Consider the following 25,617-nt stretch of genomic DNA (forward strand, 5'->3'; position numbering starts at 1 on the left):
AGAGGGCGTGAAAGCTAGAGGGTATAATTGCCGAAAAATGGAAAAAAATGATTTGAATGACTACCTAAAAAAAGCCCCTTCCGAGGAAGGGGCCTTCTTAAGTCATTATTGGGCCATGATATTGATACCAGAATCAACGTAAAGAACTTGTCCTGTCACCCCGTGAGAAAGTCTCGAAGCAAGGTACACAGCTGTGCCTCCTACGTCGTCTTGAGTAACGTTCTTTCTAAGCGGTGCTTTTTCTTCAATCACTTTTAAGAAGTCTTTTAGTCCTGGAACTGCAGAAGCTGCAAGCGTTCTGATTGGTCCTGCTGAAATACAATTTACACGAATGTTTTGAGGTCCAAGATCGTCTGCTAAGTATCTTGTCGAAGCTTCAAGGGCCGCTTTTGCGACACCCATGACGTTGTAGCCTTTAAGAACTTTTACAGATCCGTGGTATGTCATGGCGATAACTGAAGCGTCGTCGTTCATGTTGTTTTTAAGAGCATTACATAGACCGATGAGTGAGAAAGCTGAAATATCGCAGGCCATTTTAAAACCGTTGCGAGAAGTTTCAACGAAACGTCCTTTCAGGTCGTTTTTATCGCCAAAGGCAAGTGAGTGAACAAGAATGTCGAATTTGCCCCATTTTTCTTCTACGATTTTTTGGATGCGCTCATAGTGCTCATCAATCGTTACATCCATTTCAAAAATAAAGTCAGCACCCACTTCAGCAGCAAGTGGTTCAACGCGTTTTTGTAGGTTTTCGTTTAAATAAGAAAGCGCCACTTGCGCCCCTTCAGCTTTAAGTGCTTTTGTGATTCCCCATGCAATCGACATATCGTTTGCAATACCTAAAACTAAGGCTTTTTTTCCAGTCAGAAGACCCATCATTAACTCCTCATTAAACTCTAAAATTTAGTGGGGAAAGAGTAACTTTACTCGCCTTGTCTGTCAAAAAGATAGCCGACTGAGCGCACACTTTTAAAGAACTTCGGGTCTTTAGGATCGCTCTCGAAGTACTTTCTAAAGCGCACAATGAAATTGTCTAAAGTTCGGGTACTCACGCCGCGGTCATAGCCTACTGCTTTCTCGAGAATTTCTTCGCGAGTCAAAGGCATATTTGGATGAGCAAAAAAGACTTTGAGGATCTTAATTTCCTGCAAAGTTAAATCGAAATTTTGTGGATTAGATTTTTTAAATGAATAGGCCTTCAGGTTTTTAAAGTCTACCTGATGATCACCAAACTCATAGCTTTCGCCGAGTAAAGCGATCTCATCTTCCTCTTGTTTGGCCAGGTCCTCAGGCGCAACCGTATTCCATTCCATGCGAGTTAAAAGACGGTCTACGCGTAGAAGAAATTCATCCAGGTCAAAAGGCTTTGAAAGATAATCATCAACTCCAAGCGAGAGGCATTTGATTTTTTCTTTAACTTGTTCTTTGGCCGAAATAACGAGGATCGGAATCTTCGGATCACGTTTTCTAATCTCAGTGATCACGCCAAAACCATCAATTTCCGGCATCATCAAATCGACAATGACTAGCTCCGGAGCATACTCTCCGTAATAATTGAGTCCCTCAAGCCCATTAAGAGCGTGCAAGACATCGTGGCCCAGCATGCGCAGGTTGAGTTTAATGGCCTCAGCAATATGCTTTTCATCTTCGATGATAAGAATTTTTTTGCCGGTATTTTTTGTGACGACTGCCATAACCTATTTCGTTTCCTTAAAAACAATCCTGAAGATTGTTCCTTTGCCCACCCCATCACTGTGAGCGGTAATTTCGCCCTTGTGGAGTTTAACGATACTCTGGACAATGTAAAGCCCTAATCCGCTTCCCTTCGTAGATCTTCCTACCTGATAGAACTTTTTAAAGACTTTTTTAAGTTCGCTTTTTTCTAAACCAATTCCATTATCGCTGATATCAATCACTAAACTTTTTTCAATCATCGTGACTTTGATACGCACCACTTTTTCGCGGGACTTGTTGTAAATAAAACCATTAGTCACTAGGTTCATTAAAAGCATTTCAAAAAGACCGAAGTCGATTTGCATAAAATAACTTTCAACTTCGCTTTCAAACTCCACTCTTCCTTCATCAAAAAGATGGGGCGTATTTTTAATAAACTGACCAATCACTGAAATAAGGTCTTCATCTTTAAAATCGGCCTTAATGTTTTTATCTTCCAGTCTTCCCAATTGCAGGATGCGGTTTACGTTGTCTGAAAGACGTTTGGTGTCGCGCTTCATGTATTCCAGGTAGCGAAGCTGCTCCTGGCGCTCAAGCTCGTGGCGGGAAAAAGTCTCTAAGAATAATTGCAATGAAGCAATCGGCGTCTTTAATTCATGGGTAAAACCATTGATAAAGTTTTGCTGTAATCTATAGAGCTGTATCATCTTTTGGTAATAGATATAGATGATGAAAAGTCCTGCGAGGATAACCGATACCAGAAGAGAAAGAGTCAGGATCAAAACCCATGTTTCGCTTTGAAGAATCTGCTTAGCATTAAGGTTGTATTTAATAACCACATCTTGAAGCGCCTCGTTGACCTGCAGGTACGAACGAATGTACAAAAAGAGCGATAGCGCTAAGGCCAAAAGCGAGAAAATAAAAATAAATAAGGGATGGTAAAACCACCGGGATTTAATCATACTAAAAGTGTTAATGAAGACAGATGATAAGGCAAGGAGCGTATGGAAATAGCAAGCATTCAAGACACAATTGCAAAAAGTATTGACCACACTTTACTAAAACCAGATGCCACTTTTGCTCAAATCCACACGCTAGTCGATGAGGCTAAACAATATCGCTTTTTCTCAGTCTGTGTGAACCCGGCCTACGTGGCCACTTGTGCTGATCTTTTAAAAGGCACAGGCGTTCAGGTTTGTACGGTTGTCGGTTTTCCTCTGGGAGCAAGCTCTACGGCCGTCAAGGCCTTTGAAGCAGCTCACGCAATTAAAGACGGGGCCAATGAAATTGATATGGTCATCAATATCGGTGCGCTTAAATCACAAAAACTTTTATTAGTTGAAGAAGACATCCGCGAAGTCGTTTATGCGGCCGAAGGAAAAGTGGTGAAAGTCATTATCGAAACATCTCTTCTGAGTGAAGAAGAAAAAGTCCAGGCCTGCCAGATCGCAGAGAAGGCCGGGGCGAACTTTGTCAAAACATCGACGGGCTTTAATGGCGGTGGCGCCACTGTAGAAGACATTAAACTGATGCGTGAGAGTGTTTCAACGTCGGTGAATGTCAAAGCAAGTGGTGGAATCAGAGACCTGGAAACGGCAAAAAAAATGCTGGCAGCAGGAGCAACTCGTTTAGGAACAAGCGCAGGTGTTTCGATCGTTAAGGGAATTGCTTCTCAAGACTTCTATTAAATAGGAAAGTGCCCTTTGGCCTTTTTCTTTAAGGCCTGGCGAACTTCATTTCTATCTTTATAAATTTCACTATCCTTAATCGCGTGCAGATTTAAAAGCTCTTCACGCATATTGCTCTCTGGAGTAAGGATATAAACATCTCCTTTTTTTCTCGCCTCTTCCTGGAAGTTCATCAATTCGTTAAGAGCATGACGGCCCATACTCTTGAGTGATGTAAGATCAAACACGAAGGACTCTCCGCCTATTCTTTCAAAGGTGAATTTCATATCTGAGAGTTCATCCATATCAGGATTAAATTTTAAATAAACGGCACTGCCCATCTTCACCACTGAAGCCATAAGCGTATCTCCCTAAGAGTCCTTTTAAATTTTACTTATCTTACTCCTCTTATCAGAGGATTAAATATGTGGCTGTTTTTGCTGGGAGGCCCTTAAGATTAGGCCCTTAAATCGAGTTGTTTTTTTGACAACAAAAATGGGCTACATGCCTTCTTACATGTTTTCAAAGAAATTAAGCGGTAGTCCACCCTGGCGGTTAAGCCTCTCCATGCACTTAGGAGCAATCCCTTCAAACACCAGGAAACCATCCTCCCTGCGGGCAATAGTTTGAACCAGCATCGTTGGCCCTTCCATTCCACACACTTCGATGATTTCGTTGATCACACGATTGCCTTCTTTGTCACGGCCTAATTGAATGATGAATTGAACAGCAGATGTCATCTGCTTTCTGACAACAGTTAATGGGATTTCAAATCCAGCAAGAAGGAAAAGTGTTTCCATTCTTGAAAGACATTCGCTGGCAGAGCTGGCGTGCACGCTGGTCATACTTCCATCGTGTCCGGTATTCATCGCCTGCAGTAAATCAAAGAGCTCTCCTCCGCGTGTCTCACCGATGATAATGCGGTCTGGGCGCATACGCAGAGTGTTTTTAACCAGGTCGCGGGTGCTCAGTGCCGACTTCGACATCAGGGCCTTAGCTCCGGACTCAAGCCTCACCACGTTGGGCATATTGATCGTTAACTCCGGTGTATCTTCAATCGCAATGACTCTTTCGTGTTTTGCGATTTCATTGATCATTAAATTTAAAAACGTCGTCTTCCCTACACCTGTTCCTCCTGAAACAACGATATTTAAGCGCGAGTGAACGATTGCTCTTAAAAAATCAACCCAGTGAGGACTAAGGCCGAAGACGCCTTGATTAGATTCGAAGCTGGAAATAAATTTTAAATACTTTCTAATTGAGATCGCCGGTGAGCCGTTAACAAAAGGCTCATTGATGATGTTGATACGCGATCCATCCGGAAGATTCCCGTCGAGAATCGGGTTGTCGCCATCACACGTCTTCTGATTCATGTCTGCAACATCTTTAATGAACTGCTTAATATCGGCCGCTGGAAGATTGGCGTTGATTTGAATAAATTGTCCGCCTCTTTCGACGAAAACATTTTTCGGCCCGTTGATTAAGATCTCGGTGATGCCGTTTTTTTTGCTTAGATCGTTGATTAAGTTCCAGATACTGTTATTCATAATCGCCCTTTCCTATTGGGTAGAAACATCTGTCGTAAAAATATCGGAGTCATTAATTGAAGCTCCGTAAGTCATAAAGTTATTCATCATCTGTCCTTGCTCTTCTTTTGAGAGCAAAGAAAAAAGTGCGGCGTATCTCGTCTCACTTTGCAAAAGAGTAAAGAGCCTCTCTTGTCCCAGGTAATGCTCAAACTGAATCAGCTGAAGCATCAGCCAGTCGATGCGCACTGATTTGGCCTTTGAAAGCTTCATGTACTCAATGTGCTCGTCTTTAATTAAGAGTGGGGTCAACTCTCTGGTGTCACTTCTCATCTTAATGTGAATCAAAGACATCTTGGCGTAAAATGCCAGGAGAAAAGCGCGGTTAAAGCCAGGAGGAGTAAAGTGGCGGAGTTTATTTTCGACGTTGATTAAATCAGTAACCAAATTTAAATTTGCAGTCTCCGGAAATCTTCCCGTCATCGCATGCTCTAAAAACACAGCGGCCAGGCGGTTTCTGATTCCAGTCCAGCCCGAGATCGAAAGAATTTTTCCCAAGAATCCATCGGGGTCGATGTCTTTGAAGACTTTTTTGACTAGAGCATTGAGCTCTTTGTTCTCGTTGATATACATTTCGAGGTTAGTGTTAACCGCGGTGGAGTTTTGAATGTTGCTTGCTAGCAACCGAGTATAATACTCAGGCAGCGAAACATAAGGGAAGTTGATCATGCAATCCTTGCGTGAATTTGTTCTCTCTAGAGATCACTTACAACTTAGTTTATACTGAGTTAAGAGCAGTCTCAATAACGAAATGGAAGTGCCATGAAAATCCCTATTTTTGAAGAAATCCTCCTTAAAGGCCCAGCTCTTTCTGATGTTCAGGAAGTGGTCGAGGACTCAAGAATCGGCAAGGTTCCCTGCTACATCAACCTCTCAAACTACACAGCTGCGGACCTGGAAGCTGTGATTATGAATCTGGAGCAGGTTATTTTAGAAAACGCTCTTCACCCGCGTTTTCCCTACCCGCTTTATATCATCACCAGCAAATCGGTAAAAAGTCTTTTCCCCTCTGTCAGATCAGTAAAAGATCTGCCTGAGCACTACTTTAAAAAAGTTAAGCGACCAAACAATAAAGAGCTTCAACTCTTAAATAAGCTCTCGCTTAAAGTTGATAAAATCAAAAACCTCGAGCTCTACAAGATCTCTCAGGACCTGAAAGATTCTGCCGATGCTCAGAAAAAACTCTACGTCGAGACTAAAGAGCTCTACTTTCTGGAGGTCTTAAACTCTCTGCTTTTTGAAAAACCCGCAAAAACTAAAGGGCGCGACAGGTAGGAAATAAATGAGCAAAAAAATCGGAAACACCAACCTTTCAAAAGAAGTCCTGGCAGGCCTTAAAGGCTTTGAAGATGTCTTTGAAGACTATGTTAAGAGCGAAGAGTACAAAGACCACGAAAGAAAAGAGCGCGAAAACGCCAAGGTCGGCGAACAATATGAACTTCAGCATTTCCTGGAGCAGGAAAACGATCGACTTTCAGCGCTGGAGATTTTTCTTACGAAAAAAATCCCGCTTAAAATGAATTTTTCTCAGACTGAAAAACTGATCCTGCTGCAAATGGAAAGGAAAAAAGTCTTAAAGGAAAAAATGAGCTCGGAACTAGCTAAGCTCGACTCTCCTTTTCAGAAGAATCTCGCTCAGCTTATTAATTCACATTTTGCTTAGTGCTTAACGACAGTCAGGATAATAGGTCCGCCGACGTGTTTAAAATCTTCATCCGACATCGAATCGATGTCGTAGCCTTCCATCTGCGATTTTAGAAGATCCTGCAGGTAATTGTTGAAATCAAAGACCTGATTAAGGCCATAAGTCTCTGAGAATTTCTGGATCTTTTTAAAGAGCTCTGGAGTCAGGATGAACTTCCCTTCCGAAGGAGAGACGACTCCCTGAGAAAATGCTTTATACTCATCAATGGTCAGTCCCAGCTTGGCCCCATTATTTTGCGAAGGATTTTCATTAAATGAGCTTAAGTAGAAGTTGGCAAAGTTACTTAATAAAAGTGACTCAAAGTTGATGTCATCCACTGTGTAGTTTAAGTAATAGCTGTCCATTAAACGCCCTTCTTCTTTGAGAGTCGTCAGTGTCTCATAGAACTTACTTGCAAATGGCATTAAGGCCATCAGCGTTTTCGTTTTATAGAGCCACATCTGATACTCTTCAAACTCGATAATTGTTTTTGGAGAATCATCTTTTGGGGCATGGAATTTTGTCGGAGTATCAAAAGAGTTATCCAAGAAATCACTCCAGTAGTCTCCTAGGAATGTCTCTTTATCCCCTTCGAAGCCGTGAGCGGCCAGGGCCTTTTTTAAGTCTTTTAAATTGAATTTGATCAGCGAGTTTCCAATTTTATACAGGTCGCTGAAACTAAAAAGTGTAAAGAGCCCTTCTTCTGGTGTTTCCTTTAAATAGTCTGTCGACTTGATATAATTAAAACCAAGAAGAATAAGATTTTTTGTCTGCGAGCCAGTTCTCGTCATGGCCACTGAACCTTTTTTCAGTGAGCCTTGAGACTCAAGGCGGGCATTAATGAGTCTGACGAAATTAAACTGCAGGAAGTCCGCGCGCTTTTGATCTGAAACTTTTAAAAGTTCATCGATGACTTTTTTAAAGTGATCTTTAAAGGCAACCAGCGATGAATTATGCAGGTTTTGATTCTTGGAAACTTCATCAATGCTACCAGTCGCTGCCGTTTTTTTCTGAATGAAAAGATTTAAGAAGTCGATGTTGATAAACGGGTTTTCCGCTTCAAGCGCATCGATATAATCGACAAAACCATAATCTCTCATGCGCTCTTTGCGCAGTTGATACTCTTCTTCCTGTAAAATAGAAAATGAATCAGAGACCATTTTAAATAAGAATGCGTAAGCATTCTCCACTCCCAATTCGTAATAAATATGGCGAATCAGTGAACGAACTTCATCGACGTATGGGAATGTTTCATCAAATTCAAAAAGAAGTTGGTTGTCGTCAGTTAAAAAATAATTGTCATGGTCTGGGTAATTCGGGTCTTCGACATCAAAGCTCCAGACATTGAAGCGGCTTTTTAAAAACAACAGGAACTGTTCGCTGGTTACAAAATCAGTTCTCACTGCTTCATCTTCCACTAAGGAATAGGCCTGTAACCAATACGTAAAGTGCTCCACATCGATTTCATCTTTTTGCCAAAGATCGATATCCATAAAAACTTCGCGCTGCTCTTTGGAGAATTTCGGAAGATACTCGGCGACCTTGTCTAAAGGTAATTTCCTTAGGGCCAGATAAACTGGCTGGACGGGTAAAACCGAGAGGTCCTGGCCTCCTTCAACGTACTTTTCAATCTGATCGAGGTGATTGTAGGCATCAGACTCTTTCATTAGGATAGTTAAGGGATCGTTTTTACTTGGTTTTTTAGGTGTTTCGCTCATGGGTTTTTTATAGCATTTGCCCTCGAGGAATTCAAGGAATAATCCGAAAAGACCCATAGGATGATCATTCGCCAACTGCTTACTTTCACTCTTACGTTTCTGCTCTTGTTTCAGAGTGAAGGATTTGCTGCGCCATTAGCTTCTAACCCCCTTGCCGATCTTCTGATTCAGCACCGTGAAATCAAAACAGGTGTGGGAAGTATGGAGTTAATCGCCAAGCACGGCAAGTCGCTTCTCGATGCTACTTACAAAATGATGGGCGATCCAAAAAATCGTGCGTATTTAAATTCTGCTGACGGAATGGAGTTACAAAAGCACCAGCAAATGCTCGCTAATTTTATTGCAGTTAAAGATCACTTTGAAAAATGTGTTAAAGACAAAGAAGCAAAAAGAAAACTGCACGAACGCGTTTTAAGTGCGAGTTTCCAAAGTCTAAACACTCTTGAAGACACTGCCCTTCCCTGTCTTCCTTCCAATACAAATAGCACAAATAAAAGCTTTCTTGATTTTAATAACGGTGTGATGAAAGCGATGAAAGCAACGGTTAAACCCTACTTTCAAAATCAACTTTCAAAACAAATCATCACCAATACGGCCAAGTCACTTATGGCCTTCAGGCAAAAATTTAATCCTGATTTTATGAAGGCGGGATATCTTTCACAAAAAGAAATGGATGCCGTCATCGGTGATGTCTGTCAGAAAAAAATAATGGTGGGAAGAGGTCTTTACTCGAGCACTGACGTTTGTAAAAGTATGGACCCGGCCTTTAAAAAAGAGCTGGCAAACGATTTGATTTCTTTTTCTAAAACGCAGGACCCGAAAGGAAAAATGACTCCTGAATCGGCGACAGCATCACTAAATGCTTCTATTGATCGCTTGAACTCTGCTCTCTCAAAAATCAAAGTGAAAAAAGACGTCGGTTACATTTATGACTCGGCCGATTTAACCAATGATGAAAATGCAAAAAAAGGTTTTGACGGATACATCAACCAGTATATGGCGGAGGTTTCCAAAGACGCTGGCCCCCTGCTTTTAACCAAAACAATGAAAGACGAAGCTGGAAGCATCAAACGTTTTCACAGCGATGATACGACTAAAAATAAAAAAACCACACAGTTCCAGTTTATCCCACATAAAAAAATTGCCACAAGTGATGTAAAAGACGCCATTAAAGAGGCCGAAGGTAAGATGCTGGCCCAAGCTCACGATACGCTCAACATCGCCTACGATGCCACCAAAACAAAGGGAAAAATCGTATCAGACGAAGACGATATTGCCGAACTGGTAAAGATCAATCCATTTGCCGCCGGACAACTTCTGATGAAAAAACCTGAGTACGCCGGTCTGATGTGTGATTCAATCAACAAGATCAATAAAGAAGATGTCAGCGATGAGAACTTTGATAAGTATTTTGCCATTGGAACAGCTGTGATTGGTGGAGCTCTGCTTTTAACAGGTGTGGGAACTGTGGCAGGGGCCTATATGATTACTGGCTCACTGACGGCCGGTGTGGCCGCAGGAACAATTGGTGGAAGCATTCTGGGTTACACTGCCCTTGCCGGAAGTGCGGTTGAGCTGGCCAGTGCCGGCTACTACGGGAAAAAATCATTTGATCAGTACCAGGAAATGAACCGCCTGGAGGCAGCGTATTTAACTCGCAATAGCGACTCTACTGCAATCATCGAAGCAAAAAATGCATTGGTAGAATTTAAAGACGCCCGCATGACTGCAGGTATTTCTCTAGCGAGCGTGGGTTTAAGTTTGGCCAGCGCCGGAAAACTCTTTAGCATCTTAAAGTCAGACGCCAAAATCTCTCCTGATCAAGTCAAAGCGGCGACAAAAATTCTGCGCTACCTGGGGCAAACTCAGATGGCAAAAAGAGTAAAAGATGTCGTGCGCGTATTAGGCGAAGCGGGTATGGAAAAACTTGATACCTTCCTTCTCTATCTGGCAAAGGCGGGAGAATCATCTCGTATTAAATTCCTCGAGCTTTTAAAAGACGGGAAAATCACTCCGGAAAAAATCAAAGAAATCATCGAAGCTTCACTCGAAGCTGCCAAGAATTGCGGGAAAGTTTAAATAAAATTTTCTTAAAATTTCAATGAATTAAGTCTAACGATAGGCAAAAAGTGTGATTCTTATCATATTCAAAAAATGTTCTTAGGTTAGACTATTCCTTTGACGATATCATAAAAAAAATAAAATCCAGGACCCTGATTATGAATTTTTTATTGATACTTCTCACACTTCTTCTGACTTTTGCTGTGTACTTTGTATACAAGTTTTTAAGAGACAGAAAAAATATCCTAAGCAACCTGGATAATGTCTCAACAATCAGCTTTGACCTCACTGGATCGGCCGAACAGGTTAGTACTGTTAGCTCAGATCTTTTTAAAGCTTCTGAAGAGCAGCTTGATACCCTTAACTCTACTGTTTCTGCCAGTCATGAAATTAATTCAATGATCATGCGAACTAGCGACAATGCTAAAGACCTTAATGACAAGGCCTCAGGTCTCCAGGATATGGCGAGCGAAGGACATAAGATCGTTCAAGAGATGGTAAGTTCAAGTCTTGAAATTAAAGTGGGAAGTGAAAACTTCCAGTCCCAAATGCAAGACAGTATCAATGAGCTTTCTCAGTCACTCATGGTTATTAAAGAGATCGCAGAAAAAACCAAACTTATTAATGAAATCGTTTTTCAAACAAAACTTCTCTCTTTTAATGCTTCAGTCGAAGCGGCCCGCGCTGGTGAGCACGGAAAAGGATTCGCAGTCGTAGCAGAAGAAATCAATAAACTCGCTCAAGTCAGTGGTAACTCTGCTGATGAGATTTCTAAAATCGTTGAAAAGAGTGTGACGTCTGTTAATCAGGCGCTGGAAAAAACAAAAGTCAAAGTTGAGAGGTTAACATCTGATACGGCCAAAAGAAGCGAGGCAGGATACAATCAGGCAAAAAGCTGTGAGACTATCTTCTCCTCTATTACCGGCCAGATTGCAGAAATCAATTCGATGGTGCAGGAAATTTCTGTGGCCACAAAAGAGCAGTCTCAAGGTGTTGAGCTTTTAGATAAGGCGATTGGAAACCTTCAGGAAGTTGCAGACAGAAACCGTTTAGTGGCCAGTCAGTCGACTGAGCACGCCCACGCTTTTGCTGATCAGACAAAAGACCTGATCAAGTTCACTGAGAACATGAAATTTTATCTTCCGAAAGATAAAAACAAAGTCAAAAAACTTCAACAGTTCGTCTGGAACGACAAGCTTATGCTTGGAGTTGATAAGATGGACGATGAACATAAGATCCTGGTTAACAAGATCAATATCCTGGTGGACGCCCTCTCTGCCCAGTATGTAAAAAAAGACAAGATCACTCTCTACAATGCTTTCAAAGACCTTGCGGCCTATACTCGCGAGCACTTTGGCCATGAAGAAAAGTTCATGGAGTCAATCGGCTACCCTCAGCTTAACTCTCACAAAAAGATTCACGAAAAACTCCTTGAACAAGTCGGCCGTTATGGCGAGCAGATTGAAAAAGGAACTCTCGATGACCAAAAACTTATCTCGTTTCTAAGAAACTGGCTAATCAGTCACATCATGGGTGTGGATATGCAATATGCCGGTCACTACCACGAAGAGAAAGCAGCTTAACTTTTTTTCTTATCACCATAAATCGTCTGCGACAGCTCACTCACAATAATATTGAGGGCACGGGACTCGCTGGCGAGCTTTTCGGCGGCACTAGCTGTCTCAAGCCCTGTATGACTATTCTTCTGGGTAACTTGATGAAGCTCATCGAGCGCTTTATTTATCTCACTAATTCCTTCGGCCTGCTCTGCGCCTGCCGTTTCAATCGCTGAAGCAATCTTCGTTACATTAGAGACGTTTCTAAAAATTTCTTCCAGCACATCGCCACACTCTTTGGCTGTCATGACTCCGTTTTCAATTTTTTCATTGCCACTCAAAACTAAAGAGTCGACATTGGCCTTGGTTTTTTCGATGATGCGATCAACTTTCTCCATGCTTTCTTCCAGCATTGTCGAAATTTCCAACGAAGCCTTCCCACTCATCTGCGCCAGGTTTCCAATTTCTTCTGCCACAACTGCAAAACCTTTACCGTGCTCACCCGCCCTGCTGGCCTCTACCGAGGCATTAAAAGACAGAAGTTTAGTTTGAAAGACGATTTCATTAATCACCTTAGTTTTATTCTCAATTTCTGAAATCACCTGGATAATGCTCTTTAATTCATTATTGCTCTGATTGATCTGCTCTACGATATCCTGGTTACTTTGATCAATCACTTTCATTGAATCAATCATCTTTTTTACAACCGCTTTTCCACTATCTGCTTTAGTCTTAGAACGAATGGAAGCATTGGCCGCCTCCTGTGCATTCATCGAATTGCTCTCAATCATAGAACTCATTTCCTTGACCGATGTCGCGGTATCATTAAGCGAGATTGACTGCTGCTTGGAAGAACTTGCCAAATCCGTTGAGGCCTCTCCTATCTGCTCTGAAGCCTGCATTAGAAGTGCTTTTGAATTCTCCAGGTTAATCGTCACATTCTTTAATGTTTCAAGGGGTGAGCGCACAATAAAGTAGGCCATCGTCAGCGCAAAAAAAGCACCGACGGTGATAAAACCACTCATATAAGTCGTGGCCGATATTTTTCCCGCATCCTGATTTTCAGCTGCAATCATTTTAACATCACTAGTGATCGCAAAAACGCCATGAAGTTTTCCATCCTCCCAGTTTTCCATTTTTTGGCCGAGGATATCTTTCCCGTTCCCCCATGGGCTGGTCAACGGATCACCATGACAAGTCAGGCATCCTGATTTCTCTTTAATGCGCACAGGACGATAGACAGTCACATACCTGCCACTGTCATGGACAATTTCATCCAAATTGGTATCTCCTGAAAAGCGATTAAAGATTTTCATCTCTTCTGGTGTTGCTTGATTGTCCTTATTTCTTGGCTCATTGGAAAAAACGCGAAACGAGTACATCTCTTTTTCAGAGTCGACAGCACCAATTCTCATGGCCGCATAGATCGGCACCTGCTGAATGATGATTCGTTTATCTTCTTCTGTAAGTTCATCTGAGCTCTTATATTTCTTTTTATAAAAATCAACCATATTAGCAAGTCCACCCTGCTTGGCCACATACTGACTGGCCACATGGATTCTTGAATGAATCGTCTGGGCCTTACTTACCAAACCTTCACGGAACTCACGGTTTTTAAAATAGACACCTACTCCTAAAGAAGCAGACGCACAGATAATACAAGTCACAACAACAGTTAAGAGAACTTTTTCTCTTAGCCCGATTCTTTGGAACCACTCCATACAATCCCCATACAATTAATTTATAAATAAACATTAATTGCAGGTATGCCTTTGTTTCAAATAAATAAACTTTGATATTAGTCAGTAAAATTGTGCTTAGTTTGAACAAAAAAAAGGCCATCTCGAGGATGGCCTTTTTTATTTTGAAATGTTTGTGAAAACTTATCTTTCGTTTGGTTTTTTCCACATGCTGATAAATAACCCGATAGTCAAAACGAAGAAGATCACAACGTGAATCACTTCAATCTGAAGACCAGTCATTTTTGCTGTTGGAACACGAGATGGTTCCATATGTGCTTTTGCCGGAATAAATGATGTTGGGTAAATCTTAATCCCCTCAGCATTTACTTCTGGCTGTGGTGGTTGTGGTAAACTTTCAACTTTAGCCGCTTCGCTCATATACAATCCCTTTAATTTCTATTTTTTTTCATCTTAATGGCCTTACGCCATAACTTCAAGAAAAACTTACTTCAGGTACCCTTTCAGGCGCTCAAGCTCTTGTTTTTCCTCGACAGGAATATCCGTCCCTGACGAACCACTGTAACCAAATTCGATGTTTTCCGCGTACTCAGTGTAGCATTTTTTAGCAAAACGCGACTTCGGGTAAAGCTTGATACAGTCTTTTAAATAGAGGTCACTAAGTGAGAAAAAGTAGGTATTCGAAAGTCTTCTTTCAGCAATTGAAAGCCAATAAAGGATTTCAGGCGCCAGTGGAGTTTTTGGGTGATCGTTTAGATACTTTGAAAGCACACCACTTGCCACTAAAAGAGTCACATCATGCTCACCACCGGCCGTCTGCCCTTTTTCAGACTCAAGCGGGGCCAGGTAAGTTTTAATAAAACGGTCAATCGATTTTACTTTTTTAGGATTAAACGACTTCCACTTGTTAAGTGATTTTTTCCAGCTCATTAATGAAGACTTGGCCAGTGGAGGAAGTCTCGAATCCTTCTCAAACCTGGCAATCATCTGGTTGCCTTGTTTAACGTTGAAAGCAATCTTCGTGTGAATCGAGATCTCTTTTCTCAATGATGAGTATAGCTCATGCTCCTGATTTTCTTTAAGGGCCTTTTCAATTGCCAGGTCAAAATATTTTTCTGAATCAGAAAAACGTCTGACTAAGAAAAGATAGTTGGCATAAGCGAAATCAGAGTCAAAAGTCTCTCTCTTTGCTTTATTGATGGCCGTTCCAAAAGCATTTTGAGAGGCACTTTCAGAAAGCTGTGAGTGACAAGAGATACAAAGAGCTGTCAAGGCCTTCATGCGTTTTTGAGCAAAGGCAAAATTGTCATTTTTCACCGAGCGGATTGTATCGTCCATATGGTGATTGATTGTTTCAAGGCTTGGTCTAAATCCTGGTCTCTGGAAATACTCAACGTGACGGGCACTTTTAAAGTAATCAGAAATATCTGTGAGGTTCTTTAAAAGCTCTACTTTTTGTTGAGAGTCCTTTAATAGCAGTCCCCCATTTTTTTCGTCTGAGTACACGTAAGGAATCACCTTAACAAAAGAATCGTACACACCGTCCATAATGGCACGGGCCTCGGTCTTTTGGTCCCCCGTTGTTTTTTTAGCATCTGCCGCCAGGCAAACGTGAGAGATCAAAAAAAGTAATAGAAACAATCTTGTCATAAACATGGCCTTTTTATTCATCGATATAATTAATTTTCTTCTTCAAAGAATTAAGTTTTTCAATGATGTCTTTTGGGAATTCTTTTTTATCTTTTGAAAGGTAATTGATCTCCAGGTCTTCCTGGTAGGCATCAAAACACTCCGCTGCAATCGGGTCTTTGCTGTATTTTTCCATACAAGAAAGAAGATAGAAGTCGCCGATTGAGAAGAATAAGTCATCATTGATTCTCTTATCCAGGATCGCCAGCCAGTACAGGATTTTTCCTCCTAAGCGCGTATCCGGATGGGCATTATAGTAATCCAGAAGAATCGTCGAAAGATTCAAGTCGTAAACTTCAGAAGAGTTTGTCACCGTGAAGATCGGACCTTCTTCATCGTCGGCAATAAAAGTTTTCATAAACTTTTCCATCTCTTCTTCTTTGGTCGCTTCAGGATTAAAGCCGTCCCAAAGAGTTTTCCCTCCCAGAGTTCTGCTCCACTCGCTGACTTCTTCAGTGATCTTTTCGTTAAAGAGCTTCGCCTTTAGATGCTTATCAAATTGTGCTTTGCCTGCAGCGAAATCTTTTTTAATACGCACGTAGTAGATCAGCTCGCGCTCCAGGGCTTTATAGATAAACTCATCGTCATCATTCTTTTTAACTTTGCTTAAAAATTCATTGTAGAGCTCCATCGCTTTATCATAGTCGCGGGTAATGAAATAAAGCTCGGCCTTTTCAAAAAGCGAGATTTTCATTTTTTGAATGTCTTTATCAGCAAATAGTTTTCCCAGCTCTTGTCCTGGAGACTGAGCGTGGCAGCCAATACATAAGTTAAGGGCGCTGGTGAATTTCGCTCGCGCCAGAGATCTCTTACCCGCTCTAAAATAAGTGACAGTCTGCTGAAGTTGTTCAGTCATGACCAATTGATTCAGTGAAAGCCCTTGAGTTGAAATCACCGGGTGAACTTTTAGATTTTTAAACAGGTCTGTTAAGTTCAACAGGTTTTGTTCAATAAATTTTTTATTGTTCTCTTTAGTGAATTCCTGCTCAGACGCAATATATGGCCCAAGATTTCTGATGGTGCCAGAAATGGTGTTCATCTTATGGCGAACAGCTGTGTCCGGTAAAAATTGTTTTTTCTTTTTGCTTTCGGCCAGAGTCGTTCCTGACATTAGAGCAAGACAAAGCGAAAGACCAATAAGTGTTCTTGTTTGCATATGTTCCCATCACCATTGTTGATTGATAGATATAATTAAAAATCTAAATCTCTAGTTGGGCAAGAAAGAAAGCTTTTTGCTCGGGAATTCTCTAGTCGAATTGTTGCGTTCTAAGCATGACCAGAGTGCATCCGATCACTACTTCTGCGCCTTGAGCTTCAAATTTCTTCTCTAAAGCGGGATTTTCCGTCCCAGGATTGAAAATAACTCGCTTAGGTTTAGAGCTTAAAAGCAGATCCTGATATTTGTCAGAAATTTGCGGATTCACATAAAGAGTCAGGGTGTGGAAAGTGGTGTTAATCTTTTTGAGCTCTTCTTCCTGGCGAGGGTTAATCGTCACCACTTCGTGTTTGTAATCATGAAGAAGATTGGCCGCCATATTCGAGTAGCGCTCCGGGTTTTCAGAGTATCCAAAAACGACAACTTTCATAAGTCACCTCGTATGAGTTAAGACGAACAGCTCACTGACAGATTTTTATATTTGACCGGTGCTGGTTTAGACCACTCGTGGAAGTCCTCCCACTCGGCAAAGGGGTTTGTAAGCACCTGGAAAACTAAAGGCATCATCGACGCGTCTTCAATGGCCATCTGAGCGATATAGTTTCTTAAAATAAATTTCGGATTACGCCCGAGCATCTTTTCGTGACGGGAAGATTCATCCTCTTCTTCAATCACAAGTCTTTGTTCGTAACGAGCAAGCCATTCTTTGAGTTCTGGATTATCAAATCCATTTAAGACTAAGCTTCCTTTTTCATAGCGAGAAAGCGCACGGAAGAATTGAGTGTAATCAATCTTACTTGTCACCAGCATGTTGAGCATACCTCTTAGTAAGTCCTCATCATCCAGGTGCATTTTATAAAGCCCACACTTTTCTAAAAGCACTCTTCTGTATTCATATAAGAAAAGCGGTGGATAAGTCTCCAGCGTCCTCTTTCTGTCTTCTTCATTGATAAAATCAGCGAGGGCCTCCCCAAGTCTTTCCAGGTTCCACATGCCGATTCCCGGCTGATTCCCCAGACTGTAGCGGCCTTCATGATCAGAGTGGTTGCAAACATGATCCTGATCGAAGTGATCGATAAAGCCGTAAGGGCCGTAATCAAGTGTCAGTCCCAATAAAGACATATTGTCAGTGTTTAAAACTCCATGACAAAAACCAACCGCTTGCCAGTTGGCAAAAAGCTTCGCCGTTCTCTTTATGACTTCTTGATAAAAAAGCACATAACGGTTTGGATGATCGTGGTATTCGCGGAAATAATGGGAAATTGCAAACTCCACAAGTTCTTTAAGCTCTTCTTTTTGATTGGTGTGCGCATAATATTGGAAATGACCAAAACGCAGAAAACTTTCGGCCACACGTAAAACGATGGCGCTCTTTTCAATTTCTTCGCGATAGACATCATCTGCACCGGTAATCACGGCCAGTGCTTCAGTGCTCGGGATTCCCAACGCCTTTAAATGAGCGCTCGCCAGGTACTCTCTGATGCTTGATCGCACCACGGCCTTGCCATCACCCATGCGGGAAAATGGTGTGAGTCCAGAGCCTTTTAGTTGCAGCTCAAAGTGCTCACCTAAATGGTTTTTGACTTCTGCCAGTGTAATGGCCCGTCCATCACCTAAGCGTGGAACGTAATGGCCAAACTGGTGGCCCGAATAAAAGCTAGCACCAAAAAAGAGCCCTTCAAAATCCAGGTCTCCATTCAAAAAACGCAGAAACGAAGGAGCATCCTTGAGTGAAGGATCAAGCTCCATGCGTTCAAACAGGTCAGTATTTAAATGTAAAAGTTTTGGTTCTTTAAGCGGCGTAGGTTTAACTTGGGCATAAAGAAAAGGGGCCTTCTTATAGAGGCGGTTGGTGTATTCTAAATCAGCTAATTTTTTTCCCATATTTACTTACATGATCATCGATAAAATCTGAAAGTGCATTTTCGTCAGACGAATCTCCTAATGACTGGAGCTTCTTATAATGATTCCTGTCTTCTTCAGTTTTAGCAAACATCACCATCTCGGGTAAAGCTTTTTTCACTTCTTCACGAGTCATGCGCTTCTTATTGAATTCTACGCAAATTAGGCACATGTTACTTCTCCTGTTATAGAGTTGAGATACTTACTACTTGCGGTGTCCACCGGAATTGGCACTTTTTAAAGATCCGCTTAAAGTAATTTTATCACGAATTTTTGAAAAAAAAGCACAAATAAGTCATGAATATTCATCAATTCTTGTCGGATATTCTTGAAAAAACTTTAATCCCTGAAAAACTCACTTCCTAAATCGCTATAATCAAACCACCTAATAGCCTTTGATTTTGAAGTAGTTCGTTTACTGAAGTTGCACGTTTTGTTGTTATCAAAATCAGAGTTTCGGAAAAGATCAAATCTTTGACGTTAGATGGGGACGTTCATGCTATTAAATCTTTCTCGAGGCAAAAAGCATTTGCTTATTGCCCTATGCCTTCTCGTTCTTGGTGCCTGTAAGCAAAGTGAGTTCTACGAAAAACAAGGCCTTTCTGAAATCAGTACACCTAGTGGAGACACTGGCGGTAATGGCGGCGGAATTGTGCCTGGTGGTGACGGTGGCGGCAGCACTGGTGGAGGAAACACCGGTGGTGGTGATACTGGAACTGGCGGTGGAAACACTGGTGGCGGCAATACCGGTGGTGGAAACACAGGAGATAACGGCGGTGGCGGTGGAACAACAAATCCTCCGGTAGTTGTTAATCCTCCAGTGACAGAACCTCCTGTTGTCACTCCTCCGGTGACTAACCCTCCAGTAACTAATCCACCTGTTGTCGTCAATCCTCCAGTGGTAAACCCACCGGTAGTTGAGCCACCGATTACAGAGCCAGTTGTGATCTTAAACGACCGTTCAGAAATCTTCACTCAAAACAAAGGGAAGAACGGTGACGTCGACATCCTATGGGTCATTGATGACTCTGGATCAATGGCGGATGAACAGGATGCTCTAGGGAAAAACTTTCAGTCATTCATTAACCAATTTATCGAAAAGGATATCGACTTCAAGATGGCCATCACAACGACAGATGGGACATCGACAAGAAATGGGAAAATGGTTGGTGATAGTGCAAAACTGACTAGTGCTTCTGCAAAAGGAAATAAAACTGCGTTCCTAAATAACTTTACGAAATGGGTAAAGGTAGGAACATCTGGATCAGGGATTGAGCAAGGATTAAAAACATCTGCAAGTTTTATGGACCGTTACGCTTCAAGCTTTTTAAGACCAGATGCTTTCTTAGTTGTGGTTTACATCTCTGATGAGGAAGACCAGTCAGACAAAAAAGTGCAAGAGTATCTTGATAAGCTTCAAGCTCAGAAAACAAACAAAGGGATGGTTAAGGCCTACTCTATCGTAACAGTGAAAAACTATGGGAACCAATGGGAGACTATCGGTAACCGTTACAAAGAAGTTGCCACTGCGACAGCTGGTATTACTGCCGACATTAAGCAAGACTTCTCTACTATCCTTCTGGATATGGGGGGAAGAATTGTCAACTTAATGGATAGTTTTGCTCTTAATGAATCTCCTTACGAAGACAAAGTAGACGTTTATGTTAACAACGTAAAAGTCAGCTCTGGTTACGTCTTTAATGCTGCCCAAAGAACTGTAAAGTTCGATGCTAATTCTCTACCTGCCGAGGGATCTAAAGTTGAAGTTCGCTATAAAGTTAAAGCGACAGTATTAGGAGCCATTTAATGAAACTAGAATTTAGAAATATTATCGCTCTTTCACTTGTTTCATTCACCCTAAGCGCACCCGCGCTTAGGGCTGATGAAAAAGACTTATATGATTTTATGTGGCTGGATCCAGATAAAAAAGTATACGTTCTTCAGAATAAAGTTCACAAAAAAGACAAAACTGTTTACCTGAACCTTGGTTACGGTATGGGTCTATCATCAAACTTCCAAGACACCTCAATGGTTCACACCAATGCAGGTTTCTACCTGACGGAAGAATGGGCGGTGGAACTTCTGTACACTAAGTACAGCAACAGTGACAACGAAGCCATGGAAAACTTAAAACGCTTAAACGGCTCTATTCCGTTTATCAGAAAAACTGACAGCAACTATGGTGTGGTAGCGAAGTGGTCTCCTTTCTACGGGAAGATCAATACGTTTAACAAAATTTTCTACTTTGACTGGAACTTAGGTCTGGGGCTTGGGAAACTGAACACGTCTAGTAACGCGACTTCAGTTGCTGTTCCAGCTCAGGCCAACACATACAAAGATGAAAAGTACACTTCAGTGATTGCAAAAACAGGTCTTAGTTTCCATGCAACAAAAAATATTCATATCGGTGTAGACCTGATCATGAATAACTACAAGGCCCCAGGACCGACAGTTAACGGTAAGACTCCAAGCTCAAAGCTTAGACAAAATACTGATGCCATCCTGACAATCGGGGTCTCTTTCTAATTTATAAAATCTTAGAGGTCATATGAAATACTTAGCACTGTTAATCGCTCTTCTTACAGTCACATCGCAGGTGCATGCTTCTGCTAAAGGTGCTTATGAACTTTATCAAAAAGATAAATCAAAGACCCGCGACAAGAAAATTGCTCACGAGTTGATTGAAGGATCTTACTATTTTAGTGCGATCCCCTACATCAATAACTACCTTGAAACCAACAATGAAATCGACCCTGAACTTGAAGCTGACATTGAAACACTGGTTCTAAAGACTGGTACAATGGCCGTTTTAAACTTGGATGAAAAACGCCTGGAGAGCTTCAACATTCCATCGATCTCACTGATTCTGGGGACGAGACTTTTTAACAAGGATCAGAATGCCAAGGCCTATGAAATCCTTTCGCGCATCCCTGAAACTCACCAATTTTCTGCTGAGGCGGCCTTGATTAAAGGGACGATCAGAAACATGGAACGCAAAAATATTGAAGCTCTTAACCTGTATGAAGCTTGTGTGAAAAAATCAACAGCACAAGAATCAAACGTTAAGGGTGAAAAACTTAAGCGCTACTACAATTACCTGAAAGAGACTTGTATCATTAGAACTGCAAGAGTGAAAATCGAAGAGAAAAAATACGAAGACGCTCTTACAACTTATGAACAAATCGACAAACGCTCTTACAAATGGCCATATATCCTGATGGATCAGGCCTGGGCACACTACTACCTAAAAGACTATAACCGCGCTCTTGGTCTGACAGTAACGTACAAAGCTCCACTACTAGAAAGTTACTTCTTCCCAGAAGCGGAAGTTTTAATGGCCCTTTCTTACTACAACCTATGTCTGTGGGATGATTCACTAAAAGTTGTTGATCACTTTTATGAGTTCTACCAACCAAAGGCCCAGGCGCTAAAAGACATTCTTGGTAAAAACAAAATGTCTCACACTTACTTCCTGGATCTTTATTATGCAGACCCAGAAACCAGAGGGAACTTAAACCCATTCATCAGAAACCTGATCACTCAAACGAGAAAGCAGGTTAAGTTCAACCTGGACTTAGCGAGCTTAAAAGCGGCTAAAGATGAGCTGGCCTTATTAAAGCGCCTAAAAAACAGAAATGAATTCACAGAAAACCTTGAAGGGAACCTGGATTCAACAATCGGTTTTATCAGCGCCAAGATCAACCACTATATTAAAAAAGAGATTTTCACTTTCGTTAACGAGATTCACAAGCACAGCTACTCGATGTTCAACCTGAAACTAGAGCTTCTGTCGAAGAAACGCGATGACATCTACAATGCCAAGGCTATCGCTGAAGCAGGTCGTTCTCGTGGTTCTGATGTGAACATCAACAGAAAGACGAGCCAGTACTTCTTTGACTTCAACGGTTCTTTCTGGGCCGATGAACTTGGGGACTACTCTTTTGGTCTTCAGTCTGCCTGTGTCGATAACAAAAAAGTGGCCAATAAATAATTAAGGGACAAATTATGAAAATATTAGCTGTCACAACATTATCACTTCTTTTTTCTTCTGGGCTTATGGCCCAGGAGGAAAAGAAAAACGTTATTTATAAATATAAAGAATATGAAGTCATCGACCTTGGGAGTTTAGAGATCAAAGGACAGATCATGGCCCCAGGGGACTTAACAGTTAACGAAAGAGAACGCCAATCTTTTAAACGCTCGCTGCTTGAAAAAAATAACTTTGACTTTGAAAACCGCAGAGAAATTGAAAACCTACGCTAATTGCACTTAATATTGACGTTAATCCTCCGCACATAAAGAGGGCATTTCATGAAAACACTCCTACTTCTTCTTACACTACTCTCAGCTAACGTTTCTTTATCGCAAGAAGCTCCACAAACTGGAGCTATGACGTCCGCTCCGGCGTTTGATCAGGAACGTTGGAAAAAATTAATGGTCTTAATCGACAGCGAAATCAAAACGATTAAGGGAAACCGTTATTCAGGGCCAGAGCTTAAGCACCGTCTGTTTGAGCTTTACTCAGAAAAAATTAAGCTGATTAAAGAAAAGGAAAACTTAAACCTGCTTAAGGCCGATGCCAGTGTGGTTATTAAGAATGGGAAAGAAACGTTCTTTAAAGCGTCTCAAGAGCAGTACAAAACAGCTCAGAGCTACGCTTTAACTATTATTTCACAATACCCAAAATACCAAAGAATCGCCGAAATCTACTACGCCCTGGCGATTAACTCTCGCGACTACGGGACAGCGTCAGATACTGAACGTTTCTTAAAACTTGCTATTGCCAACAGCACTGGCGAGTCTAAAACAATGTACAACGCCAAAACGGCTCTGGCAGAATACTACTATAACAACAAACGCTACCATGAAGCGGTCGTTTATTATAATGACGTTCTTAAAAACCCGGACGATGAATGGTACGGAAAGCACCTTTACAACGCCGGCTGGTGTCACCTTAAAGAAAGAAATTTCAAAAAGGCCCTGGACCTGATCAAGCTTTCATATGAAACAACAAAAAATAAAAAATACGTTTCAATGAAAGAGCAGATTTTTATGGCCATCGGGATCTTCTTCGTTCAGGCCGATGCTACTTATGAAGGGGTTGAATTCTTCGAAGCTAACGCTAACCCATCTGCTCCTCACCTGCTTGGACTCGCACTTTCATCAATGAACAAAAACAACTTCTCAATGACAGATGAAGTTTTAAAAGCTGCGCTTAAAGATACAAGAAAAAGAAAAGACCCTAACGGTGAAATGAAAGTTCGCCTGACTCAACTTGACGTTTACCGCGAAAGTAAAAAAGACGACCAGTACTTTGATACGGCCAACAGTATTCTTGAGCTACACAAGAAAAACAAACTGGATAAAGATGACCTTTTCCAGGCACAAAACAAGATCAAGGAAGTTGCCGGGTTCATGCAAATCAACCTGATCAAAGACAAGTCAAAAGACCCGGTTGTTTATAGCAAAGACGATTACAAAAAGATCATGAGATACTTTGATATTCTTTCAAGCTTAGATCGTCCAAACAAAAAACTATACCGCTACTACCAGGGGGAAACTGCGCTTTCAGCTCAGGATTACCAGGTAGCACTTAAGTACTACGTGCGTGCGGTGATGAATGCGAAACTGACAAAAGATAAAAATGAGACGACAAGAAAGTCTCTGGATGCGATGCTAGCGACAATTGAGTTAGCGAAACTTCCAAAAGCAAAAGAAGACGAATACACCATTTTCGCCTTCAAAAATTTTGTGATTTTCTACCCACAATCAGATAAGTCACAAGCAATTTACCAAAAGCTCTTTAACAAGTATTTTGAACTAAACCGTATCAAAAAAGCGGTTAATATCCTGATGGTGTACAAGTACTACTACAAAAGTGATGAAAACATTCACCGCGAGATGTTGACTCAGATTCTTGATTACTACATCAAAGAAAAGAATACGGATAAACTTGCTTTCTGGATTGGAAAAATTGAAAAAGGTTACCTGAACTTCTCTAAAGAATACATCGAGAACTCAATTGCGGTTCTTGGGGGGCTTCTGTTTAACAAGTACCAGGCACTAGAGAAAAAAGGACAAATCAAAGAAGCGATGAAAGGATACGAGTCAATCTACGACTCAAAACAATACCCAAGAAGAACAAAAGCTGAAGCGGCCTATGCTATCGCGGCCCTTTCTCTTGAACAAAACAAAGGGAAAGACTCATATAAATGGTTAAAGAAAAGCTTAGACCTGTATGACGATAAGGACCTGATCAAGGTTACTGGGTCTCTATACGTTCTGGCAAAAGGATACAGACTTCTACAAAACGTAGAGACATCTAACGAAGTCGCTCTAATGACGGCAAGACGTTTTTGTAAAGACCTTTACAAAAACAAAGAAGACTTCTACCAGTTAATCAACGAGAACACGATCATTCACAAAATGAACATCGGGACTCTGATTAAAGTGGAAGAAGAATTCAAAAAATGTGACCTAAGCGAAAAACTGATCACGAGAACTCAAAATGAAAACATGGAGCGTATGATTTACGCTGATAACTACAAAGAAGCTATCACCTACTTCAAGGCCCATGCTGAAAACATGACTCTTAAAAATATGATGGATAAATACGTAAGATACAAATTCTACCAGAACCCTGAGGTAGTGAAAAAAGACATCGCAGACCTTCAGCCCATCCTGGACCTCTCGGCCATCACGACTCAATACGAGTACGTGACAGAGTTCGCTAAAAAGGCCCTGGAGATGAAGTTCGTCTTCACAGAGGAAGAAAAGTTCAACGAGGACAAGTTTAACTCGGAACTAGAGCAGTATTTTGCCATGATTGGAGAGCTTAATAACGAGGCCGTATCCCTTTCTAAAAACTCTGGGCCACAGGAAGTTATCATGATTAGAAACGTCCTGGGAAAACCATACTTTTCATTAGTAAAAGCTGTTAGAAACTACATCCCAAAAGGGGTAGATGATAAGTATTTAGAGGGGTTTAAACAGGGAATGCGCCAAATTACTGAGTCACTGATCTCTAAGGGCCTGCAAGTTGATCGCGAAAAAATGGCCTTTTTAGAGAAAAATAATTATTTTTTCGAAGTTCAAAAAAATGATATAGTCGGTTTAGAAAAAAATAATTCATTGGAAAAAGCACTTAATTTTCACTCGGCGATTCTCTTCTCGAACACTTTAGACATTGGGACTTCAAATAGTAATAGAGTGGTTGCAGGACAATAA

24 protein-coding genes are annotated in these 25,617 nt (G+C 41.3%); 10 read left to right on the forward strand and 14 right to left on the reverse strand.

The features are described 5' to 3' along the window. Positions 1–105: 105 nt before the first annotated feature. From C0V70_RS11235 to C0V70_RS11245, 3 genes are read right to left on the reverse strand one after another with little or no spacing between them, the layout of a single operon-like run. Positions 106–873, reverse strand: a complete 768-nt coding sequence (locus C0V70_RS11235) for an enoyl-ACP reductase FabI (RefSeq protein ID WP_102243955.1) — start codon at positions 871–873, stop codon at positions 106–108. Positions 874–920: 47 nt separating this feature from the next. Beyond that, positions 921–1,691 carry a response regulator transcription factor gene (locus C0V70_RS11240; RefSeq protein ID WP_102243956.1) on the reverse strand — a complete coding sequence of 257 codons (771 nt, stop codon included), beginning with the start codon at positions 1,689–1,691 and terminating at the stop codon, positions 921–923. A 3-nt stretch (positions 1,692–1,694) separates the two neighbouring features. Next, the gene (locus C0V70_RS11245; protein WP_211292597.1) at positions 1,695–2,555 is read right to left on the reverse strand and encodes a sensor histidine kinase; all 861 of its coding nucleotides are present in this window, start codon (positions 2,553–2,555) and stop codon (positions 1,695–1,697) included. 120 nt (positions 2,556–2,675) lie between these two features. On the opposite strand from C0V70_RS11245, the gene deoC reads away from it, so the two are divergent. Then, complete coding sequence (gene deoC / locus C0V70_RS11250; RefSeq protein WP_208107747.1) at positions 2,676–3,359, forward strand: deoxyribose-phosphate aldolase; 684 nt, start codon at positions 2,676–2,678, stop codon at positions 3,357–3,359. On the opposite strand, the gene C0V70_RS11255 is transcribed toward deoC, so the two are convergent. From C0V70_RS11255 to C0V70_RS11265, 3 genes are all read right to left on the reverse strand, one after another. Then, positions 3,356–3,697, reverse strand: a complete 342-nt coding sequence (locus C0V70_RS11255; RefSeq protein ID WP_102243958.1) for a hypothetical protein — start codon at positions 3,695–3,697, stop codon at positions 3,356–3,358. The genes deoC and C0V70_RS11255 overlap by 4 nt on opposite strands. 153 nt (positions 3,698–3,850) lie before the next feature. Then, positions 3,851–4,885: a TadA family conjugal transfer-associated ATPase gene (locus C0V70_RS11260; protein WP_102243959.1), complete on the reverse strand. Its 1,035-nt coding sequence runs from the start codon at positions 4,883–4,885 to the stop codon at positions 3,851–3,853. Between the two features lie 12 nt (positions 4,886–4,897). Next, positions 4,898–5,497 carry a hypothetical protein gene (locus tag C0V70_RS11265; RefSeq protein WP_133566633.1) on the reverse strand — a complete coding sequence of 200 codons (600 nt, stop codon included), beginning with the start codon at positions 5,495–5,497 and terminating at the stop codon, positions 4,898–4,900. A 189-nt stretch (positions 5,498–5,686) separates the two neighbouring features. Here C0V70_RS11265 and C0V70_RS11270 point away from each other — a divergent pair, with 189 nt between their 5' ends. Beyond that, positions 5,687–6,199: a hypothetical protein gene (locus C0V70_RS11270; RefSeq protein WP_102243961.1), complete on the forward strand. Its 513-nt coding sequence runs from the start codon at positions 5,687–5,689 to the stop codon at positions 6,197–6,199. A gap of 7 nt (positions 6,200–6,206) precedes the next feature. Further along, entirely contained in the window at positions 6,207–6,587 is a 381-nt protein-coding gene (locus tag C0V70_RS11275; RefSeq protein ID WP_102243962.1) for a hypothetical protein, read from the forward strand. Here C0V70_RS11275 and C0V70_RS11280 read toward each other — a convergent pair. Then, positions 6,584–8,326 (reverse strand): DUF6178 family protein, encoded by a 1,743-nt coding sequence (locus C0V70_RS11280; RefSeq protein ID WP_133566632.1) that lies wholly within the window; start codon positions 8,324–8,326, stop codon positions 6,584–6,586. The two genes, C0V70_RS11275 and C0V70_RS11280, sit on opposite strands and share 4 nt — an antisense overlap. Positions 8,327–8,386: 60 nt before the next feature. Between C0V70_RS11280 and C0V70_RS11285 the strand changes: the two genes are divergently transcribed. Beyond that, positions 8,387–10,405, forward strand: a complete 2,019-nt coding sequence (locus C0V70_RS11285; protein ID WP_102243964.1) for a hypothetical protein — start codon at positions 8,387–8,389, stop codon at positions 10,403–10,405. Between the two features lie 140 nt (positions 10,406–10,545). Then, complete coding sequence (locus tag C0V70_RS11290; RefSeq protein ID WP_102243965.1) at positions 10,546–11,970, forward strand: bacteriohemerythrin; 1,425 nt, start codon at positions 10,546–10,548, stop codon at positions 11,968–11,970. Here C0V70_RS11290 and C0V70_RS11295 read toward each other — a convergent pair. The 7 genes from C0V70_RS11295 to C0V70_RS11325 all read right to left on the reverse strand — a co-directional run bounded on the left by C0V70_RS11295 (position 11,967) and on the right by C0V70_RS11325 (position 18,562). Next, entirely contained in the window at positions 11,967–13,664 is a 1,698-nt protein-coding gene (locus C0V70_RS11295) for a methyl-accepting chemotaxis protein (RefSeq protein ID WP_102243966.1), read from the reverse strand. The genes C0V70_RS11290 and C0V70_RS11295 overlap by 4 nt on opposite strands. Before the next feature lie 162 nt (positions 13,665–13,826). Then, positions 13,827–14,063 (reverse strand): hypothetical protein, encoded by a 237-nt coding sequence (locus C0V70_RS11300; RefSeq protein ID WP_102243967.1) that lies wholly within the window; start codon positions 14,061–14,063, stop codon positions 13,827–13,829. Positions 14,064–14,129: 66 nt separating this feature from the next. Continuing rightward, positions 14,130–15,293, reverse strand: coding sequence for a hypothetical protein (locus C0V70_RS11305; protein ID WP_133566631.1), 1,164 nt, complete (start codon positions 15,291–15,293; stop codon positions 14,130–14,132). Between the two features lie 13 nt (positions 15,294–15,306). Then, positions 15,307–16,488, reverse strand: a complete 1,182-nt coding sequence (locus tag C0V70_RS11310) for a hypothetical protein (protein WP_102243969.1) — start codon at positions 16,486–16,488, stop codon at positions 15,307–15,309. Positions 16,489–16,579: 91 nt separating this feature from the next. Then, the gene (locus C0V70_RS11315) at positions 16,580–16,918 is read right to left on the reverse strand and encodes a CoA-binding protein (protein ID WP_102243970.1); all 339 of its coding nucleotides are present in this window, start codon (positions 16,916–16,918) and stop codon (positions 16,580–16,582) included. Positions 16,919–16,935: 17 nt separating this feature from the next. Continuing rightward, complete coding sequence (locus C0V70_RS11320; protein WP_102243971.1) at positions 16,936–18,372, reverse strand: protein adenylyltransferase SelO; 1,437 nt, start codon at positions 18,370–18,372, stop codon at positions 16,936–16,938. Next, positions 18,353–18,562, reverse strand: coding sequence for a hypothetical protein (locus C0V70_RS11325; protein WP_102243972.1), 210 nt, complete (start codon positions 18,560–18,562; stop codon positions 18,353–18,355). Before C0V70_RS11325 ends, C0V70_RS11320 begins: the two co-directional genes overlap by 20 nt. Positions 18,563–18,886: 324 nt before the next feature. Here C0V70_RS11325 and C0V70_RS11330 point away from each other — a divergent pair, with 324 nt between their 5' ends. From C0V70_RS11330 to C0V70_RS11350, 5 genes are read left to right on the forward strand one after another with little or no spacing between them, the layout of a single operon-like run. Continuing rightward, on the forward strand, positions 18,887–20,197 hold the full coding sequence (locus tag C0V70_RS11330) for a vWA domain-containing protein (protein WP_102243973.1): 1,311 nt from the start codon (positions 18,887–18,889) through the stop codon (positions 20,195–20,197). After that, a complete protein-coding gene (locus C0V70_RS11335) occupies positions 20,197–20,916 on the forward strand; it encodes an outer membrane beta-barrel domain-containing protein (RefSeq protein ID WP_102243974.1) in 720 nt (239 codons plus the stop codon). The genes C0V70_RS11330 and C0V70_RS11335 overlap by 1 nt, the downstream gene beginning before the upstream one ends. Before the next feature lie 22 nt (positions 20,917–20,938). Further along, the gene (locus C0V70_RS11340) at positions 20,939–22,381 is read left to right on the forward strand and encodes an outer membrane protein assembly factor BamD (protein WP_102243975.1); all 1,443 of its coding nucleotides are present in this window, start codon (positions 20,939–20,941) and stop codon (positions 22,379–22,381) included. A gap of 14 nt (positions 22,382–22,395) precedes the next feature. Beyond that, positions 22,396–22,653 (forward strand): hypothetical protein, encoded by a 258-nt coding sequence (locus C0V70_RS11345; protein WP_102243976.1) that lies wholly within the window; start codon positions 22,396–22,398, stop codon positions 22,651–22,653. A 48-nt stretch (positions 22,654–22,701) separates the two neighbouring features. Further along, the gene (locus C0V70_RS11350; protein WP_102243977.1) at positions 22,702–25,617 is read left to right on the forward strand and encodes a tetratricopeptide repeat protein; all 2,916 of its coding nucleotides are present in this window, start codon (positions 22,702–22,704) and stop codon (positions 25,615–25,617) included.

The organism is Bacteriovorax stolpii (assembly GCF_002872415.1).
Taxonomy (GTDB): Bacteria; Bdellovibrionota; Bacteriovoracia; order Bacteriovoracales; family Bacteriovoracaceae; genus Bacteriovorax; species Bacteriovorax stolpii.